This is a genomic window from Streptomyces sp. NPDC002144, assembly GCF_053593695.1.
On record NZ_JBSFDB010000027.1, the window covers coordinates 136271 to 153270 of the forward strand.

Consider the following 17000-nt stretch of genomic DNA (forward strand, 5'->3'; position numbering starts at 1 on the left):
ACGTCTGACACACCGGAGGATAATTCGGTCAAAGGTACTGAATCGCCCCGCGCGGCGTGCAGTTGGAAGGCGGCGGCAATGGTCCGCCGGCGGGGTTGACTCGACGGGATTCCGGGCGGATGATTTACGTATACGGTGTAAACATACGCATTAAAGATCAATCTGGCGGTGATCATGGCGCGGAACAGGACCATCCTTCCGACCCGCATCCTCGTCACCGGCGGAGCCGGTTTCGTCGGCTCGCACTACGTGCGCACGATGCTGGGTCCCGGCGGCCCCCCGGACGTCGCGGTGACCGTCCTGGACAAGCTCACCGGGGCCGGCAATCCCGCCAACCTGGACGACGTCCGTCACACGCGGGGCTTCTCCTTCGTCCGCGGCGACATCTGCGACCGGGACCTCGTCGACGCGTTGGCCGCGGCGCACGACCAGGTGGTGCACTTCGCCGCCGGCGCTCCCGCGGTCCGTACGAACGTCCTGGGGACGCAGACCCTGCTGGAGGCGGCGCTGCGGCACGGGCTGCGCAGGTTCGTCCACATCTCCTCCGCCGAGGTCTACGGCTCCGTGCGCGCCGGCTCCTGGCCCGAGACCGCCCCCCTGCGGCCCAACTCGCCCTACGCCGCCTCCAGGGCGGGGTCCGACCTGCTGGCACTGGCGTACCACCGTACCCACGGCATCGACGTGCGCGTGGTCCGGTGCTCGACCGCCTACGGGCACCATCAGTTCCCCGAGCGGGTCGTCCCGCTGATCATCACCCACGTCCTTCAGGACAGCCCCGTGCCGCTGTACGGCAACGGGCTCACCGTCCGCGACTGGATGCACGTCGACGACCAGGTGCGCGGCATCGAACTGGTCCGCAGGGGCGGACGCCCGGGCGAGGTCTACAACGTCGGCGCCGGCGACGAACTCTCCCACCGGGAGCTCGCCGGGCTGGTGCTGGGCGTCTGCGGGGCCGACCCGGGGATGGTCCGGTTCGTCGATGACGGCCGGCCCGACGGCGACCACCGTCGCTCGGTCGACTGCACGAAGATCCGCACGGAGCTCGCGTTCGCGCCCCGAAAGGACCTGGTCACGGGCCTGGAGGAGACGGTCGACTGGTACCGGACGCACCGCTCCTGGTGGGAGCCGCTGCTGCGGCACGCCCCCGCAGGCCGGTGCGACCACGGGCGCGGCGACTCCGATCGGTGCGACTCCGAGCGGTGCGATTACGAGCGGCTCCCGTCATGAACGCGCCCATCGAGGACTACGCCCTCATCAGCGACCTGGAAACCGCCGCCATGGTCGGCCGGGACGGATCGGTCGACTGGCTGTGCCTGCCCCGGTTCGACTCGCCGGCCTGTCTCGCCGCGCTCGTCGGCACCCGGGACAACGGGTTCTGGCGGGTGGCACCCGTCGCCGGCGGCCGGTGCACCCGCCGGACCTACCGTGGGGACACCCTGATCCTGGAAACGGAGTGGCACAGCGCGGCCGGCGCCGTGCGGGTCGTCGACTTCATGCCCCCGCGCACGCAGTCGCCGTGCCTGGTCCGCATGGTGGAGGGCCTGTGGGGCCGGGTGACCGTGCGCAGCGAACTCCGGCTGCGCTTCCACCAGGGCCGTGTGCTGCCGTGGATCCGGGTCGGCGAGTCCGGCACGGTCGCGGTCGCCGGTCCGGACGCCGTCTGGCTGCACGCCGACGGGCCGGTGCACGGGCCCGACCGGGCGGACCGGACGGTGCACGACTTCGTGGTCACGGCCGGCCGCAGGCTCGCCCTGACGCTCGTCTGGTCCCCGTCGCACCTGACCGAGCCGCCCCCACCGCTGTACGTACCGGCGGAGACGGCGCTGAAGGAGACCAGCCAGTTCTGGCGACGCTGGAGCGCCCGGTGCCGCTACGCCGGACCGTGGCGCGAGGCGGTGATGCGCTCCCTGATCACCCTCAAGGCGCTCACGTACGCCCCCACGGGCGGCGTCGTCGCGGCACCGACCACGTCGCTTCCCGGCTGCGTGGGGGGCGAGCGCAACTGGGACTACCGGTACTGCTGGCTGCGCGACTCCACCGTCACCCTGTCGTGTCTGCTGCGCAGCGGCTACCGGGAGGAGGCCACGGCCTGGCTGGACTGGCTCGTACGGGCCGTCGCGGGTGACCCGGACCATCTGCAGACCGTCTACGGCGTCGAGGGCCAACGGCTCCTGACGGAGACCGAGGCGCCGTGGCTGACCGGTTACGAGGGTTCGCGGCCGGTCCGGTTCGGGACCGCGATGACTCAGTTCCAGCTGGACGTGTACGGCGAGGTCATGGACACGCTCTGGCTGTCGCTGCGCGCCGGGATCCCCATGCCGGCTCATGTGTGGGACCTGGTGGAGGTGCTCATGGGCCACCTCGAGCGGCACTGGCGCCGGCCGGACCAGGGGATGTGGCAGGTGCGGGGAGCGCGCAGGCAGTTCGTCCACTCCAAGGTCATGGCCTGGGTGGCCGCCGACCGTGCCGTGCGCATGGGGGTGCTGCTCGGCAGGAACGGGTCCTCCGGTGTGTGGCGGGCCATGCGGGACGAGGTCCACCGGGACGTCTGCCGCAAGGGGTGGGACAGGGGGCAGAGGTCCTTCGTGCAGTTCTACGGCTCCTCGGCCCTGGACGCCTCGGCGCTGCTGATTCCCCGCCTCGGCTTCCTGCCCGCCGGGGACGAGCGGGTGCGCGGCACCGTGCGCGCCATGCGGCGGCTGGACCACGGAGGGTTCGTGCGACGGTACGCCGCCGAGCACACCCCGGACGGCATCCGCGACCCCGAGGGAACGTTCGTCTCGTGCTCCCTGTGGTACGCCCAGAGCCTCGCCGCGACCGGACATCCGCGACAGGCCCGGGAGGTCTTCGAACGGGTCCTCGCCATCCGCAACGACGTCGGCCTGCTCGCCGAGCAGTGGGACCCGGACGCGGGCCGCCAGCTGGGCAACGCGCCGAAGGCGTTCAGCCACGTCGCGCTGGTGGAGACGGCGTTCGCCCTGTCGTCCCTCGCTCCGACCCGTCCCTGAGGGCTCCCGGCCCTTCGCCGAGGGCCCCCGACCCCTCGCTGAGGGCGCGTCCGTCCCGCACCACCGCCGCCCCCTCCTGCACCGTCATCGGCCGCGCGAACAGGAAACCCTGTCCGTACCGGCAGCCCATGGCGGTCAGCAGGTCGCGCTGCCGCGACACCTCGACGCCCTCCGCGATCACCTGCACCTCCAGCGTGCTCGCGAGGCGGACGATCCCCTCCACGAGTTTGACCTGCCGGGCGTCCTCGGGGATGTCGTCGATGAACGACTTGTCGATCTTGAGGACGTCCACGGGGAAGTCGTGCAGATAGCGCAGCGAGGAGAACCCGGTGCCGAAGTCGTCCACGGCGATGCGCACACCGAGGTCCCTGAGCTCCCGGACGAGCCCGTCGATCTGCTCGTCCCGTCGCATCAGCACCGACTCCGTGAGCTCCAGCTGCAGTGAGCCCGGGGCCAGGCCCGGGGTGTCCAGGGCGCGGGAGACCTCGTCCACGAAGCCCTGCTCCTGCCACTGACGACCGGAGACGTTCACACTGACGTACGGCGGCGCAGGGCGCCCGACCTCGTGCTGCAGCCGGGCCATGTCGGCGGCGGCGCTGTGCAGCACCCAGGCACCCAGCGGCGTGATGTGCCCGGTCTCCTCGGCGAGCGGGATGAACTGGCTGGGCGGTACGGGCCCGTGCCGGTGGTGCGGCCAGCGGGCCAGCGCCTCGAAGCCGACCACCTCGTCCGTCACGAGGTCCACCACGGGCTGGTACAGCAGCGCGAACTCGTCCCGGGCGATCGCGTCGTCCAGCCGCACCCGCAGATCCTGGCGCTGCGTCATGCGGGTCCGCAGCTGGGGCCGGAAGCGGCGCCACTGGCGCTTGCCCGCCGCCTTCGCCGCGTACAGGGCCACGTCGGCGAGGGCCAGCAACTCCTGGGCGTCCGTGGTGTCGAGAGCGGTGGCCACGCCCACGCTGGCGGAGACGTTCACGGTCTCGCCGGACAGCCGGAAGGGCCGGCTCAGGGTCTGGATGACCTGCGCCGCCAGCAGTTCGGCGTCCAGCGGCAGCTTGGCGTCCTCCATCAGCACCGCGAACTCGTCGCCGCCGAGCCGCGCAGCCGTGTCGGTACGGCGCAGCGTCCCCTCCAGCCGCTCGCCGACCGCCTTCAGGAGCTGGTCGCCGCAGGAGTGCCCCAGGGTGTCGTTGACGTTCTTGAAGTCGTCCAGGTCGATGAAGAGCAGACAGGTCAGCGCGGGTTCACGTCGCCCGCGCAGCAGCGCGCGGTGGGTCCGCTCCAGCAGCAGGGTGCGATTGGGCAGGCCGGTGACCGGGTCGTGGAAGGCCCGCTGGGTCAGTTCCTGCTGCAGCCGGCGCTGTTCGGTCACGTCCCGCAGGGTGACGACCAGTCCGCCCACGGTCTCGTCCCGCCGCAGATCGCGGCAGCGCACCTCCACCTCGATGTGGCCGCCTCCGCGCAGCACCCGCCAGTGGTCGTGGCTCTCCTGGTGCGCGTCGCCGTCCGGCGCCATGAGGGTGCTCTCCACCCGGTCGCGGTCCCGGGGGTCCACCAGTTCCCGCAGCGCCGTGCCGGTCAGGGCGGCGCTGCCGAGGACGGCCTCGGCGGAGGGGCTGGCGTACCGCACGGTCGTGTCGTCGTTGACGATCAGGATGACGTCCGAGGCACTGCGCACCAGCGTGCGGAAGTACGCCTCGCTCTCCCGGTGCACGATCTCCCGGCGCAGGGCGATGCGGTCCGCGGCCAGTCCCGCGTGCGAGGCGAGGATCTCCACGGAACCCCGTACGTCGGCGAGCCGGCGCTCGGGTCCCGCGGCCAGCAGCATGCTCGGGAGGTCGTCACCGGCCCTGCGGTCGGGCTGGCCGACGGCGCACACCAGGGCGTACGGCAGCTCGCCGAGAGCGGGGGCGAGGTCCGGACCGAGGCGGTCGGCGGGGACCAGGCGGCAGCCGTGGCGAGGACCGGCCCGCGGATCCCCGGGAGCGTCGGCGCCCGCGAGGAGCCCGTGGAGGTGCCGGGACCGCGCGGGCGGCACGAGCAGGGTCAGATGGGGCACGTCCGGTCCCACCAGGGCCGTGACCGCGGTGTCGCAGGCCCGCGCGATCTCGCGCGGGGCCATGGCCGCCACGAGGGAGGCGGTCGCCGCGCGCAGCGCGTGTTCGCGTGACACCGCCTTGCGGTGGGCGACGACCATGCCCGCGAGCCGCAGGATGACCAGCAGGAACAGCATGGCCGAGAACGTGGCCAGCACGGTCGCGTGGCGCACGGTGCCCGTCCGCTCCTCGATGACCAGGATGCCGGGTGCGATCAGCGTGGCGACTGTGAGTACGACGAGCCTGCGCCACTGCGGCCGCAGGGCTTCCGCCCGGGGCTCCGGATCGGTCAGCCGGGCCATCGAGGGGTGCAGGCCGGCCAGCCCCCAGGTCAGGTAGAAGACGATCCAGCCGGCGTCCAGCAGGGTGTCGGGCGGCTGGTTCTCGTCGAGCCGCAGGATCCCGTAGGTGATGTCGAAGGCGAGCAGCGTCAGCATGCCCAGGCCGAGCAGTTGCACGGCTCGGTTGTGGAGGGTGCCCGGGCCGGCCGCGAGCAGCCGGACCAGCATGGCCAGCAGCAGGAGGTCTCCGAGCGGGTAGGCGAGGCTGATCGCGCGCTGCTGCCAGGTGAGCCCGTCCAGCGCGGCGAGCGGCTGCACCAGGTAGATCCACACCGGCAGGCCCAGCCCCGCGGTGACGATCAGGGCGTCCAGCAGACCGGGCAGGTCCCGTCGGCCACAGCTGTACCGGACGAGGCCGGACAGGCCCGCGGCGAAGAGGGGGTACACCGCGAGATAGCAGGCGTCCGCGGGGGAGGGGTCCAGCGCCCGGAAGTACTGGTCCTGCACGTCGTAGTAGGTGTCACCCGCGGTGAACACCAGCAGTCCGGCGGCGAGGGCCAGCCACGGCCAGGAGCGCGCGGGGCGGTGCAGTCGCACGCCGGTGAGGACAGCCGCGGCGCTGCCCAGGCCGATGAGGGCCTCGACCACGACGTGCGCGTCGGCGAGGGTCATGGAGACACAGGTCAGACCCGCCACGACGACGGTGTAGGCGGTCATCGACCGGTGGGTCCGCGTCATCGGCACACGCCTCCGGGCGGGCACCGTCCCCGCATCACTGGGAACAGTCCGCGTAGCCATGGGGATTGAGCTGCTGGAACCGCCAGGCGTCCCGGCACATGTCGGTGAGGTCACGGGTGGGCCGCCAGCCCCAGGCCCGGGTGACGGCGCTCGCGTCGGTGACCAGTCCGGCGACGTCGCCGTCCCGGCGCGGACCGATCCGGTACGGCACCTGCGCACCGCACACCTCGGAGAAGACCGCGACCACGTCCAGGACCGAACTGCCCTGCCCCAGGCCGACGTTGTACACCCGCATGCCGGGGGCGCCGACGAGGTGGTCGAGCGCCACGCGGTGCGCCTCGACGGTGTCCATGACGTGGATGTAGTCGCGGATCGCGGTGCCGTCGGGGGTGGGGTAGTCCCCGCCGTGGATGTCCACCAGGTTCCGGCGGCCGGCGGCGGTCCGGGCGACGGAGGGCATCAGGCTCTCGGGTCCGCCCGGCGGATCCTCGCCGAGCAGCCCGCTGGGGTGCGCGCCGGCCGGGTTGGCGTACCGCAGGCACAGCACCGTGTACTCGGGGCAGCGGCGGCAGACGTCCGCCAGGATCTGCTCGCACAGCCACTTCGAGGCCGCGTCCGGCGTCACCGGCCGGGCGGGTGTGGCCTCGTCGAGCAGACCGGGGCCGGCGTCGCCGTAGACCGCGCAGGAGGAGGCGAACACCAGACGGTGCACACCGTGCTCGTGCATGGTCGACAGCAGGGAGGTGGTGCCGCCGACGTTGGTGTCGTAGCACTCGACGGGCCGCTTCAGGGACCCGCTCGGGGACTTGGCGGCGGCCAGGTGCACCACGGCGTCCACGGAGTGCCGGGTGAAGACCGACGACAGGGCGTGCCGGTCCCGGATGTCCAGTTCGTAGACGGTGCCGACGAAACGGCCGGCGATCCGCTCGACCCGGGAGAAGACCTGCGGCGTGCTGTTGGAGTAGTCGTCGACGACGATCAGCTCGTAGCCGTGGTCCAGCAGGTCGACGCACGTGTGACTGCCGATGAAGCCCGCCCCACCGGTGACCAGGACTGTTGACGGTGCGCTCATGGGCGCTCGGCCCTTCGTAGGCATCGTACATTTACGATGTATCCATACGATTGTTCCGGCCCACCCCCGGTCAGTCAAGGGCGGACGGGCCTCGGACGGGCCCGCCCTCGTGCCCGCTACGCCCGCACCAGCAGCTGGAAGTCGAACGCGTACCGCGACGCCCGGTAGATGTGCGTGCCGTACTCGACGGGGCGGCCGGTGTCGTCGTACGCCGTGCGCTGCATGGTCAGCAGGGCGGCGCCCTCCTTCTCGTCGAGGCGGCCGGCCTCCTCGGCGGTGGCGGAGCGGGCGCCGATGGTCTGGTGGGCGCTGTGCAGGGTGATGCCGGCGGTGCGCATCATCCGGTACAGGCCGGTCGACTCCAGCCGCTCGCTGTCGAGTTCGAGGAGGGTCGCCGGGAGGTGGTTGGACAGCAACGCGACCGGCTGGCCGTGCGTCAGGCGCAGCCGCTCCAGCGCGATCACCTCGCTGCCCTCCGCGACACCGAGCGCGGCCGCGACGTCGGCACAGGCCGCCTCGCGCTCGTTGCGCACCACCCGCGTGGTCGGGCCCTGGCCGGCCGCCTCCAGATCGTCGTAGAGGCTGGAGAGCTCCAGCGGGCGCTTGACCTGGCTGTGCACCACCTGGGTGCCGACACCCCGGCGGCGCACCAGCAGGCCCTTGTCGACCAGGGACTGGATGGCCTGCCGGACCGTGGGTCTGGACAGGCCCAGGCGGGTCGACAGGTCGATCTCGTTGCCCAGGAGGTTGCCCGGGGCGAGCGCCCCGTGCTCGATCGCCGCCTCCAGCTGCTGCGCGAGCTGGTAGTACAGCGGTACCGGGCTGCCCCGGTCCAGCGCGAAGTCCAGGGATTCGAGCGCGGGAGCGGTCGCGGCACGGGTTGCGCCACGGGTCCTCGCCATGGACGCACCTCCCTCCGGTGAATCTGACGTGACGTCAGGAGTGGCTGGGGAAACCGAGGTTGATGCCCGAGTCGGCCGGGTCCGGCCAGCGCGTGGTGATCACCTTGCCCTGGGTGTAGAAGGCGATGCCGTCGTTGCCGTAGACGTGCAGGTCGCCGAAGAGGGAGTCCTTCCAGCCGCCGAAGCTGTGGTAGCCGACGGGGACCGGGATCGGGACGTTCACGCCGACCATGCCCGCCCTGACCTCCAGCTGGAAGCGGCGGGCGGCGCCGCCGTCCCGGGTGAAGATCGCGGTGCCGTTGCCCCAGCGCGAGCCGTTGATCAGCTCGATGGCCTCGTCGTACGACTCCGCGCGCACCACGGCCAGCACGGGGCCGAAGATCTCGTCCCGGTAGGCGTCCGCCGTCAGCGGCACCTTGTCGAGCAGCGACACGCCGAGGAAGAAGCCGTCCTCATGGCCCTCGACGGTGTACCCGGTGCCGTCGACGACGACCTCCGCGCCCTGCTCGGCGGCCGAGGAGACGTACGAGGCCACCTTGTCACGGTGCTCGCGGCTGATCAGCGGGCCCATCTCGGAGGACGGGTCGTCGCCGGGGCCGATCCGCAGGCTCTTCGCGCGCTCGGCGATCCTCGCGACCAGTTCGTCGCCGGTGTCGCCGACCGCGACCACGACGGACACGGCCATGCAGCGCTCACCGGCCGAACCGTAGGCGGCGTTGATCGCCTGGTCCGCCGCGAAGTCCAGGTCGGCGTCGGGCAGCACCAGCATGTGGTTCTTGGCGCCGCCGAGGGCCTGTACGCGCTTGCCGTGCTCCACCGCCTTGAGCTGGATGTACTTGGCGATCGGTGTCGAGCCGACGAAGGAGACCGCCTCGATGTCGGGGTGCTCCAACAGGCGGTCCACGGCGACCTTGTCGCCCTGCACGATGTTCAGCACACCGTCGGGCAGGCCCGCCTCGGAGGCCAGCTCGGCCAGGCGGAAGGAGGCCGAGGGGTCCTTCTCGCTGGGCTTGAGCACGAAGGTGTTGCCGCACGCGATGGCGAGCGGGAACATCCACATCGGCACCATGGCCGGGAAGTTGAACGGCGTGATGCCCGCGACCACGCCGAGCGGCTGACGGATCGAGGCCACGTCGACCCGGGTCGAGACCTGCGTCGACAGCTCGCCCTTCAGCTGCACGCTGATCCCGCAGGCCAGCTCCACGATCTCCATGCCGCGCGCGACCTCGCCGAGCGCGTCGGAGTGCACCTTGCCGTGCTCGGCGGTGATCAGCGAGGCGATCTCGTCGCGGTGCGCGTCCAGCAGTTCCCGGTACTTGAACAGGATCGCGGTGCGCCCGGCCAGCGAGGAGCTGCCCCAGGTCTCGAACGCGGCCTTCGCGGAGGCGACGGCGGCGTCCACCTCGTCGACGGTCGCGAAGCCGACCTGCTTCTCCTGCGCGCCGGTCGCCGGGTCGTAGACGGCTCCGAAGCGGCCGGAGGCGGACTCGAACGGCTTGCCGCCGATCCAGTGGGTGATGGTCTTCATGGTGCACGGGCCTTTCACGGGGCGGGGGTTCAGAGGTGGCGGCGCCGGCCGGCGGCCTGGCGGTCGTACTCCTCGCGCGCCCGTACGGCGGCCTCGCGGGAGGCGGTCGCGGCGACTGGCACGTCCCACCAGGCCTCCGCCGGGGGAGCGCTCGGAGCGGCGGTGTCGGTCTCGACGTACACGCAGGTGGGGCGGTCGGAGGCGCGGGCCGCGGCGAGCGCCTCGCGCAGTTCGCGGACCGTCTTGGCGCGCAGGACGTCCATGCCGAGGCTGCCCGCGTTGGCGGCCAGGTCGACGGGGAGCGGGGCACCGGAGAAGGTGCCGTCGGCGGCCCGGTAGCGGTAGGCGGTGCCGAAGCGCTCGCCGCCGACGGACTCGGACAGGCCGCCGATCGAGGCGTAGCCGTGGTTCTGGATGAGGACCAGGTTGACCGGCAGGCCCTCCTGGACGGCGGTGACGATCTCCGTCGGCATCATCAGATAGGTGCCGTCGCCGACCAGGGACCAGACCGGGGTGCCGGGGGCGGCCTGCTGGACCCCGATGCCGGCCGGGATCTCGTAGCCCATGCAGGAGTAGCCGTACTCCAGGTGGTACTGGCGCCGGCTGCGGGCCCGCCACAGCTTGTGCAGGTCACCCGGGAGCGAACCGGCCGCGTTGATCACCACGTCCTCGTCGCCCACGACCGCGTCCAGGGCGCCGAGCACCTGGGTCTGGGTCGGGACGGCGCTGTCGTCGGCGGCGGTGAAAGCGGCCTCGACGACCTGCTCCCAGCGTTCCTTTCCGGCGCCGTACTCGTCCTCGTAAACCGGGTTCACACGATGACCGGCCAGCGCCTCCGTCAACGCCGTGAGCCCGGCGCGCGCGTCGCAGACCACCGTGCGGGCGGCCAGCTTGTGAGCGTCGAAGGCCGCGATGTTGAGGTTGACGAAGCGGACGTCCGGCCGCTGGAAGAGCGTGTTGGAGGCGGTCGTGAAGTCCGTGTACCTGGTCCCCACACCGATCACCAGATCGGCCCCGCGGGCGATGTCGTCGCTGACCGCCGTGCCGGTGTGGCCGATGCCGCCGAGGTCGGCGGGGTGGTCGTGGCGCAGCGAGCCCTTGCCCGCCTGGGTCGAGGCGACGGGGATGCCGGTCGCGTCCACCAGCGCCTTCAGCGCGTCCTCGGCCCGGCTGTGGTGGACGCCGCCGCCCGCGACGATCAGCGGACGCTCGGCGCCCCGGATCGCCGCCACCGCCTGGGCCAGCTCCTGCGGATCGGGGGCGGGACGCCGTACGTGCCACACGCGCTCGGCGAAGAACTCCTCGGGCCAGTCGTACGCCTCGGCCTGGACGTCCTGGGGGAGGGCGAGGGTGACCGCGCCGGTCTCCACCGGGTCGGCGAGGACGCGCATGGCGTTCAGCGCGGAGGGGATCAGGGCTTCGGGGCGGGTGACGCGGTCGAAGTACCGGGAGACCGGGCGCAGGGTGTCGTTCACCGACAGATCCGCCTCCACCGGGTGCTCCAGCTGCTGCAGCAGCGGGTCGGCGACGCGGGTGGCGAAGTAGTCGCCGGGCAGGAGCAGGACCGGGAGGCGGTTGATGGTGGCGAGGGCGGCACCCGTGACCAGGTTGGTGGCGCCGGGGCCGATGGAGGTGGTGACCGCCTGCGCGGAGAGCCGGTCCAGCTGGCGGGCGTGGGCGACGGCCGCGTGCACCATCGCCTGCTCGTTGCGGCCCTGGTGGAACGGCATGGTGTCCTCGCCCGCCTCCAGCAGGGCCTGGCCGAGGCCGGCGACGTTGCCGTGGCCGAAGATGCCCCAGGTGCCGGCGATCAGCCGCTGTCGTACGCCGTCGCGCTCGGTGTACTGGGCGGACAGGAACCGCACCAGGGCCTGGGCGACGGTCAGGCGGCGGGTGGGGGTGCTCATCAGGACTTCTCCGGTGCCGTGTAGAGGGGGAGGCGGGGGTCGACCGGCCGGCCGGCCCAGGTGTCGCGGATCCAGGCGTGATCGGGGTGGTCGCAGATCAGCCAGGCGCGCTCGGGCTCGGGGCCCGCCATGACGTTGAGGTAGTACATGTGGTGGCCGGGCACGGCCATGGACGGTCCGTGCCAGCCGTCGGGGATCAGTACGACGTCGCCGTCGCGGACCTCGGCCAGGACGTCGGTGCCCCGTCCGTGCCCGGAGGGGGAGACACGCTGGTAGCCGAGGCCGGGGATGCCGTCGTGGCCCGCGAACTCGAAGTAGTAGACCTCTTCGAGGACGGACTCCTCGCCCGGCCGGTGCTCGTCGTGCTTGTGCGGCGGGAACGACGACCAGTTGCCGCCCGGCGTGATCACCTCGACGGCGATGAGCTTGTCGCATTCGAAGACGCCTGCCGCGCCGAAGTTGTTGACCTGGCGGGAGGAGTTCCCGGTGCCGCGCAGCTCCACCGGCACCGAGGAGGCCGGCCCGTAGCGGGCGGGCAGCCGGCGGGTGCAGCGCGCGCCGGTGAGCGCGAACCGTCCGCCGCCGGCGCTCGTGACGGTCGTACGGGCGTCCCGCGGCACGTAGGCGAAGTCGCTGACCGCGCCGAACACGCTCTCGCGGCCGGTGAGTTCGAAGATGTCATGGCCGAAGTCGTCGTCGGACGTCACCGTGCAGCCGCCGCTCAGCGGCAGCACGATCCACTCGCTCTCGCCCGTGTCGAAGGAGTGCGTGCCGCCCGGCGGCAGCTCCAGCACGCGCAGGCTGGAGTAACCCCAGCCGGCCTTCTCGGGGGTGACGTCCACGACGTAGGGGCCGCCGAGGGCCTTTCCGGCGGGAAGGTGGTAGGTCATAGGGCACTCCTCGTCCGTGTCATGACAGCCGCGGTCACAGCAGCCCGACAGCCGTGTCCACCGCGTTCTCCACGCTGCCGTCGGCCGGGTAGAGCAGCGACCGGCCGACGACCATCCCCAGCACCGTCGGCAGTCTGAGCGCCTTGCGCCAGCGCTCGTAGGCGCCCTCCTGGTCCTCGCCCACCTCGCCGCCCAGCAGGACCGTCGGCAGGGTGGAGGTCTCCAGGACCTCGCCCATGGCGTCCGGGTCCTCGGTGACGGGCAGCTTCAGCCAGGTGTAGGCGGAGGTGCCGCCGAGGCCCGAGGCGATGGCGATGGACTTCGTGACGGCCTCGGCGGACAGGTCGTTGTGGACCCTGCCGTCGATCCGGTGGGAGACGAACGGCTCGACGAACAGCGGCAGCCGGCGCTCCGCCATGGCGTCGATCGCGCGGGCGGTGGCCTCCAGCGTGGTCAGCGAGCCCGGGTCGGCGTAGTCGATGCGCAGCAGCAGCTTGCCCGCGTCGAAGCGGAGGCGGGCGATGTCCTCCGGGCGGTGGCCGGTGAAGCGGTCGTCCAGCTCGAAGGCGGCGCCCGCGAGACCCCCGCGGTTCATGGAGCCCATGACAACCTTGTCGTCGAGCACGCCGAGCAGCAGCAGGTCCTCCAGGATGTCGGCGGTGGCCAGCACCCCGTCGACGCCCGGCCGGGACAGCGCCACGCACAGGCGCTCCAGCAGGTCCCGCCGGTCCGCCATGGCGAGGGGGTGGCCGCCGACGCCGAGGGCGCCGCGGGCCGGGTGGTCGGCGGCCACGATCATCAGGCGGCCGCTGTCGCCGAGCAGCGGCCGGCGCCTGCGCCGGGCGGCCGCCTCGGCGATCGCCTCGGGGTGCCGGGCCCGGACCGAGACGAGGTCGGGGATGCTGAGGGTCAAGGAAGGCTCCGTTTCAGGCGACAGGGGCTCGCGCCAGCAGGTCTTCGACCTCGGCCTCGGTGGGCATCGCGGAGGAGCAGGCGAGGCGGGAGGCGACCAGGGCCCGGCCGCGCCCGCGTACCGCATGGTTTCGGCCAACTCCCATCCGGACAGCAGCCCGTGCACCAGCGCCCCGCCGAAGGCGTCGCCCGCCCCGAGTCCGTTGGCCACCTCCACCGGGACCGGCGGGATCTCGGCGGTGGTGCCGTCACGGTGCACCGCCAGCACGCCCTCGGGGCCCTGCTTGACGACGGCCAGCTGCACACCGGCCGCGAGCAGCGCCTCGGCGCAGGCCCTCGGTTCGCGCACGCCGGTGGCGACCTCGCACTCGTCGAGGTTGCCGACCGCGACGGTGGCGTGCCGCAGGGCCTCCGCGTAGTAGGGCCGGGCTTCCCCGGGGTCCTTCCAGGCTGTGTCACCCCAAAGCCGCGGCCGCCAGTCGAGGTCGAAGACGGTGACGCCGGTCCTGCCGCGGGCCTTCAGGGCGGCCAGCGTGGCGGAGCGGCTGGGCTCCTCGCTCAGGCCGGTGCCGGTGATCCAGAAGACGCGGCTCGCCCGAATGGCGAAGAAGTCCAGGTCCCCGGTGTGTATCTCCAGGTCAGGGGCCTTAGGCTGCCGGTAGAAATAAAGAGGGAAGTCGTCCGGCGGAAAGATCTCGCAGAAGGTCACCGGTGTCGGGTACGCGGCGACGGGCGCGACCCAGCGGTCGTCGACGCCGAACTCCTTCAGCGCCTGGTGCAGAAAGGCGCCGAAGGGGTCGTCCCCGGTGCGGGTGATCACCGCGGTGGACCGGCCGAGCCGGGCGGCGGCGACCGCGACGTTCGCGGCCGAACCGCCGAGGAACTTGCCGAAGGTCTCGACCCGCGGCAGGGCCACACCCGACTGCAGGGGGTAGAGATCGACCCCGATACGGCCCATGGTGATCAAGTCGAAGGGCTGGGCTGACTCGGCCATGTGTGCTCCTCGGACGGGACTGGGGACGCGGGTCCCAAGGGGCCTGCCGCCTCCCAGGTGTAGGCCCCGGACGAGGGCGCTGTCAATAGTTTGTACTTACATTCGGACTAGCTCGTGAAATGATGTCTTAACAAAGTATTGACACCGGGCGCGGCCGGGGGTTTGATCCCGTCCCAACGCAACCGCCGCGTTTGCGGCGGACGACCCGAACATGCCAAGATCCCGGGCTCTGGATCTTCGAGATCCCTTCCTTTCCCCCGAAAGCACAGTGAGGTGCCAGGAAAGATGGACCGCTCTTCTCACCCCCGCTCCCGCAGACTCGTACCCGTCGTCGCGGTGGCTGCGGCGGCTGCCCTGACCCTCGCCGGCTGCTCCAGCAGTTCCGGGGGCAAGAAGTCCGAGGACAACGGCGCGGCGGCCTCCGCCGGCAAGGCCAACACCCCCCGCATGACCGTCGCGCTGGTCACGCACCAGTCGCCCGGCGACACCTTCTGGGACATCGTCCGCAAGGGCGCCGAGGCGGCCGCGGCCAAGGACAACATCAAGCTGATCTACTCCGCCGACCCGAACGCGGGCAACCAGTCCAACCTCGTGCAGAACGCGATCGACCAGAAGGTGGACGGGATCGCGGTCACCCTCGCCAAGCCGGACGCCCTCAAGGCCGTCATCGCCAAGGCCAAGTCGTCCAACATTCCGGTGGTCGGCCTCAACTCCGGCGTGAGCGACTGGAAGAAGCTCGGCCTGATGGAGTTCTTCGGCCAGGACGAGACGGTGGCCGGTGAGGCCTTCGGCAAGAAGCTCAACGCGCTCGGCGCCAAGCACGCCGTCTGTGTCGTCCAGGAGCAGGGCAACATCGGTCTGACCCAGCGCTGCGACGGCCTGAAGAGCACCTTCTCCGGCAAGACCGAGGTCCTCAACGTCAACGGCACGGACATGCCGTCCGTGAAGTCGACCATCACCGCCAAGCTGAAGCAGGACACCTCCATCGACTACGTCGCCACGCTCGGCGCGCCCTTCGCGCTGACCGCGGTGCAGTCGGTGTCGGACGCCGGCTCCAAGGCGAAGGTCGCCACCTTCGACCTGAACAAGGACCTCACCACCGCCATCAGCAAGGGCACGATCCAGTTCGCGGTGGACCAGCAGCCGTACCTGCAGGGCTACCTGGCGATCGACTCGCTGTGGCTCTACAAGAACAACGGCAACTACAGCGGCGGCGGTGAGCAGCCCGTGCTGACCGGTCCGGCCTTCGTCGACAAGTCCAACGTCGCCCAGGTCGCGCAGTTCGCCGCGAAGGGCACCAGGTGACGAGTATGACCCAGCACGCCGAGCCGGCGGTGAAGACACCGCCGGCCCCCGGCTCCAAGGAGACCGACGGCCGCACGGCCGAACGTCCCCTGGCCGTACGCCTGTTGGCCCGGCCCGAGGTGGGTGTGTTCCTCGGTGCCGTGGCGGTCTACGTGTTCTTCCTGATCGCCGCCCCGCCGGTGCGCGAGGCCAGCGCCATGGCGAACATCCTCTACCAGTCCTCCACCCTCGGCATCGTGACCATCCCGGTCGCCCTGCTGATGATCGGCGGCGAGTTCGACCTGTCGTCCGGCGTCGGCGTGATCACCTCCGCGCTGACCGCGAGCATGACGGCCTACCAGCTGACCCTCAACGTCTGGGTCGGCGTCGTCGCCGCGCTGATCGTGTCCCTGGCCATCGGCTTCTTCAACGGCTGGATGGTCGTCAAGACCGGTCTGCCCAGCTTCCTGGTCACCCTGGGCACCTTCCTGATCCTCCAGGGCGTCAACCTCGCGGTGACCAAGCTGGTCACCGGCAACGTCGCCACCGACGACATCAGCAACATGGACGGCTTCAACACGGCCAAGGACGTGTTCGCCTCCAGCTTCGACATCGGCGGCGTGCAGGTGAAGATCACCGTGTTCTGGTGGCTGCTGTTCGCGGCGATCGCCACCTGGGTGCTGCTGCGCACCAGGTACGGCAACTGGATCTTCGCGGTCGGCGGCAACAAGGACTCCGCCCGCGCCGTCGGTGTCCCCGTGGCCTTCACCAAGATCTCCCTGTTCATGCTGGTCGGCTTCGGCGCCTGGTTCGTCGGCATGCACCAGCTGTTCTCGTTCAACACCGTCCAGTCCGGCGAGGGCGTCGGCATCGAGCTGATCTACATCTCCGGCGCGGTGATCGGCGGCTGTCTGCTGACCGGCGGCTACGGCTCCGCCATCGGCCCGGTCTTCGGCGCGTTCATGTTCGGCATGGTGCAGCAGGGCATCGTGTACGCCGGCTGGAACCCCGACTGGTTCAAGGCCTTCCTCGGCGTCATGCTGCTCGGCGCCGTCCTGATCAATCTGTGGGTCCAGCGCACCATGACCCGGAGGTGACCCGATGACAGACAACGGAACCGGAACCCACGGAGCGATCCTCGCGGACACCCCGCCGGAGGGCGGGGACGGCCCGATCGTCGAACTGCGAGGCGCGGGCAAGTCCTACGGCAACATCCGCGCCCTGCACGGCGTCAGCCTCCAGGTCCACCCCAGCCAGGTCACCTGTGTGCTCGGCGACAACGGCGCCGGCAAATCCACCCTCATCAAGATCATCTCCGGGCTGCACCAGCACACCGAGGGCGAGTTCCTCGTCGACAACGCCCCCGTCCGCTTCTCCACCCCCCGCGA

The 17000-nt window shown here is 71.4% G+C and carries 12 protein-coding genes and 1 pseudogene; 5 read left to right on the forward strand and 8 right to left on the reverse strand.

Translation table 11 applies throughout. The annotated features are described in order from the left end of the window. Window positions 1-174 precede the first annotated feature (174 nt). Both ACWCQ1_RS34020 and ACWCQ1_RS34025 read left to right on the forward strand, forming a co-directional pair. The gene (locus ACWCQ1_RS34020) at window positions 175-1227 is read left to right on the forward strand and encodes a dTDP-glucose 4,6-dehydratase (protein ID WP_358597361.1); all 1053 of its coding nucleotides are present in this window, start codon (window positions 175-177) and stop codon (window positions 1225-1227) included. Continuing rightward, on the forward strand, window positions 1224-3008 hold the full coding sequence (locus tag ACWCQ1_RS34025; RefSeq protein ID WP_358597364.1) for a glycoside hydrolase family 15 protein: 1785 nt from the start codon (window positions 1224-1226) through the stop codon (window positions 3006-3008). The genes ACWCQ1_RS34020 and ACWCQ1_RS34025 overlap by 4 nt, the downstream gene beginning before the upstream one ends. Here ACWCQ1_RS34025 and ACWCQ1_RS34030 read toward each other — a convergent pair. The 8 genes and pseudogenes from ACWCQ1_RS34030 to iolC form a co-directional block, all read right to left on the reverse strand. Continuing rightward, the gene (locus tag ACWCQ1_RS34030) at window positions 2944-6123 is read right to left on the reverse strand and encodes a putative bifunctional diguanylate cyclase/phosphodiesterase (protein WP_451028119.1); all 3180 of its coding nucleotides are present in this window, start codon (window positions 6121-6123) and stop codon (window positions 2944-2946) included. The genes ACWCQ1_RS34025 and ACWCQ1_RS34030 overlap by 65 nt on opposite strands. 34 nt (window positions 6124-6157) lie before the next feature. After that, window positions 6158-7195 carry a UDP-glucose 4-epimerase GalE gene (gene galE, locus ACWCQ1_RS34035; protein ID WP_358597370.1) on the reverse strand — a complete coding sequence of 346 codons (1038 nt, stop codon included), beginning with the start codon at window positions 7193-7195 and terminating at the stop codon, window positions 6158-6160. A gap of 116 nt (window positions 7196-7311) precedes the next feature. Then, window positions 7312-8097: a GntR family transcriptional regulator gene (locus ACWCQ1_RS34040; protein ID WP_358597373.1), complete on the reverse strand. Its 786-nt coding sequence runs from the start codon at window positions 8095-8097 to the stop codon at window positions 7312-7314. Window positions 8098-8131: 34 nt separating this feature from the next. Next, entirely contained in the window at window positions 8132-9625 is a 1494-nt protein-coding gene (locus ACWCQ1_RS34045; RefSeq protein WP_358597376.1) for a CoA-acylating methylmalonate-semialdehyde dehydrogenase, read from the reverse strand. 29 nt (window positions 9626-9654) lie between these two features. After that, a complete protein-coding gene (iolD, locus tag ACWCQ1_RS34050) occupies window positions 9655-11532 on the reverse strand; it encodes a 3D-(3,5/4)-trihydroxycyclohexane-1,2-dione acylhydrolase (decyclizing) (RefSeq protein ID WP_358597379.1) in 1878 nt (625 codons plus the stop codon). Next, window positions 11532-12422 (reverse strand): 5-deoxy-glucuronate isomerase, encoded by an 891-nt coding sequence (gene iolB / locus ACWCQ1_RS34055; protein WP_358597382.1) that lies wholly within the window; start codon window positions 12420-12422, stop codon window positions 11532-11534. The genes iolD and iolB overlap by 1 nt, the downstream gene beginning before the upstream one ends. Window positions 12423-12456: 34 nt before the next feature. Next, a complete protein-coding gene (locus tag ACWCQ1_RS34060; RefSeq protein WP_358597385.1) occupies window positions 12457-13335 on the reverse strand; it encodes a Cgl0159 family (beta/alpha)8-fold protein in 879 nt (292 codons plus the stop codon). A 13-nt stretch (window positions 13336-13348) separates the two neighbouring features. Further along, window positions 13349-14328: pseudogene (iolC, locus tag ACWCQ1_RS34065) on the reverse strand (5-dehydro-2-deoxygluconokinase). 285 nt (window positions 14329-14613) lie between these two features. Between iolC and ACWCQ1_RS34070 the strand changes: the two are divergent. The 3 genes from ACWCQ1_RS34070 to ACWCQ1_RS34080 all read left to right on the forward strand — a co-directional run. Further along, on the forward strand, window positions 14614-15633 hold the full coding sequence (locus ACWCQ1_RS34070) for a sugar ABC transporter substrate-binding protein (RefSeq protein WP_133048012.1): 1020 nt from the start codon (window positions 14614-14616) through the stop codon (window positions 15631-15633). Window positions 15634-15638: 5 nt separating this feature from the next. After that, complete coding sequence (locus tag ACWCQ1_RS34075) at window positions 15639-16709, forward strand: ABC transporter permease (protein ID WP_165955091.1); 1071 nt, start codon at window positions 15639-15641, stop codon at window positions 16707-16709. Window positions 16710-16713: 4 nt separating this feature from the next. Then, window positions 16714-17000, forward strand: a 287-nt coding sequence (locus ACWCQ1_RS34080) for an ATP-binding cassette domain-containing protein (RefSeq protein WP_451028120.1), incomplete at its 3' end; no start/stop codon positions are given.

Coding starts and splice junctions, on each gene's coding strand:
- ACWCQ1_RS34020 (WP_358597361.1), top strand. CDS start 175: ATGGCGCGGAACAGGACCATCCTTCCGACCCGCATCCTCGTCACCGGC.
- ACWCQ1_RS34025 (WP_358597364.1), top strand. CDS start 1,224: ATGAACGCGCCCATCGAGGACTACGCCCTCATCAGCGACCTGGAAACC.
- ACWCQ1_RS34030 (WP_451028119.1), bottom strand. CDS start 6,123: ATGACGCGGACCCACCGGTCGATGACCGCCTACACCGTCGTCGTGGCG.
- galE (WP_358597370.1), bottom strand. CDS start 7,195: ATGAGCGCACCGTCAACAGTCCTGGTCACCGGTGGGGCGGGCTTCATC.
- ACWCQ1_RS34040 (WP_358597373.1), bottom strand. CDS start 8,097: ATGGCGAGGACCCGTGGCGCAACCCGTGCCGCGACCGCTCCCGCGCTC.
- ACWCQ1_RS34045 (WP_358597376.1), bottom strand. CDS start 9,625: ATGAAGACCATCACCCACTGGATCGGCGGCAAGCCGTTCGAGTCCGCC.
- iolD (WP_358597379.1), bottom strand. CDS start 11,532: ATGAGCACCCCCACCCGCCGCCTGACCGTCGCCCAGGCCCTGGTGCGG.
- iolB (WP_358597382.1), bottom strand. CDS start 12,422: ATGACCTACCACCTTCCCGCCGGAAAGGCCCTCGGCGGCCCCTACGTC.
- ACWCQ1_RS34070 (WP_133048012.1), top strand. CDS start 14,614: ATGGACCGCTCTTCTCACCCCCGCTCCCGCAGACTCGTACCCGTCGTC.
- ACWCQ1_RS34075 (WP_165955091.1), top strand. CDS start 15,639: ATGACCCAGCACGCCGAGCCGGCGGTGAAGACACCGCCGGCCCCCGGC.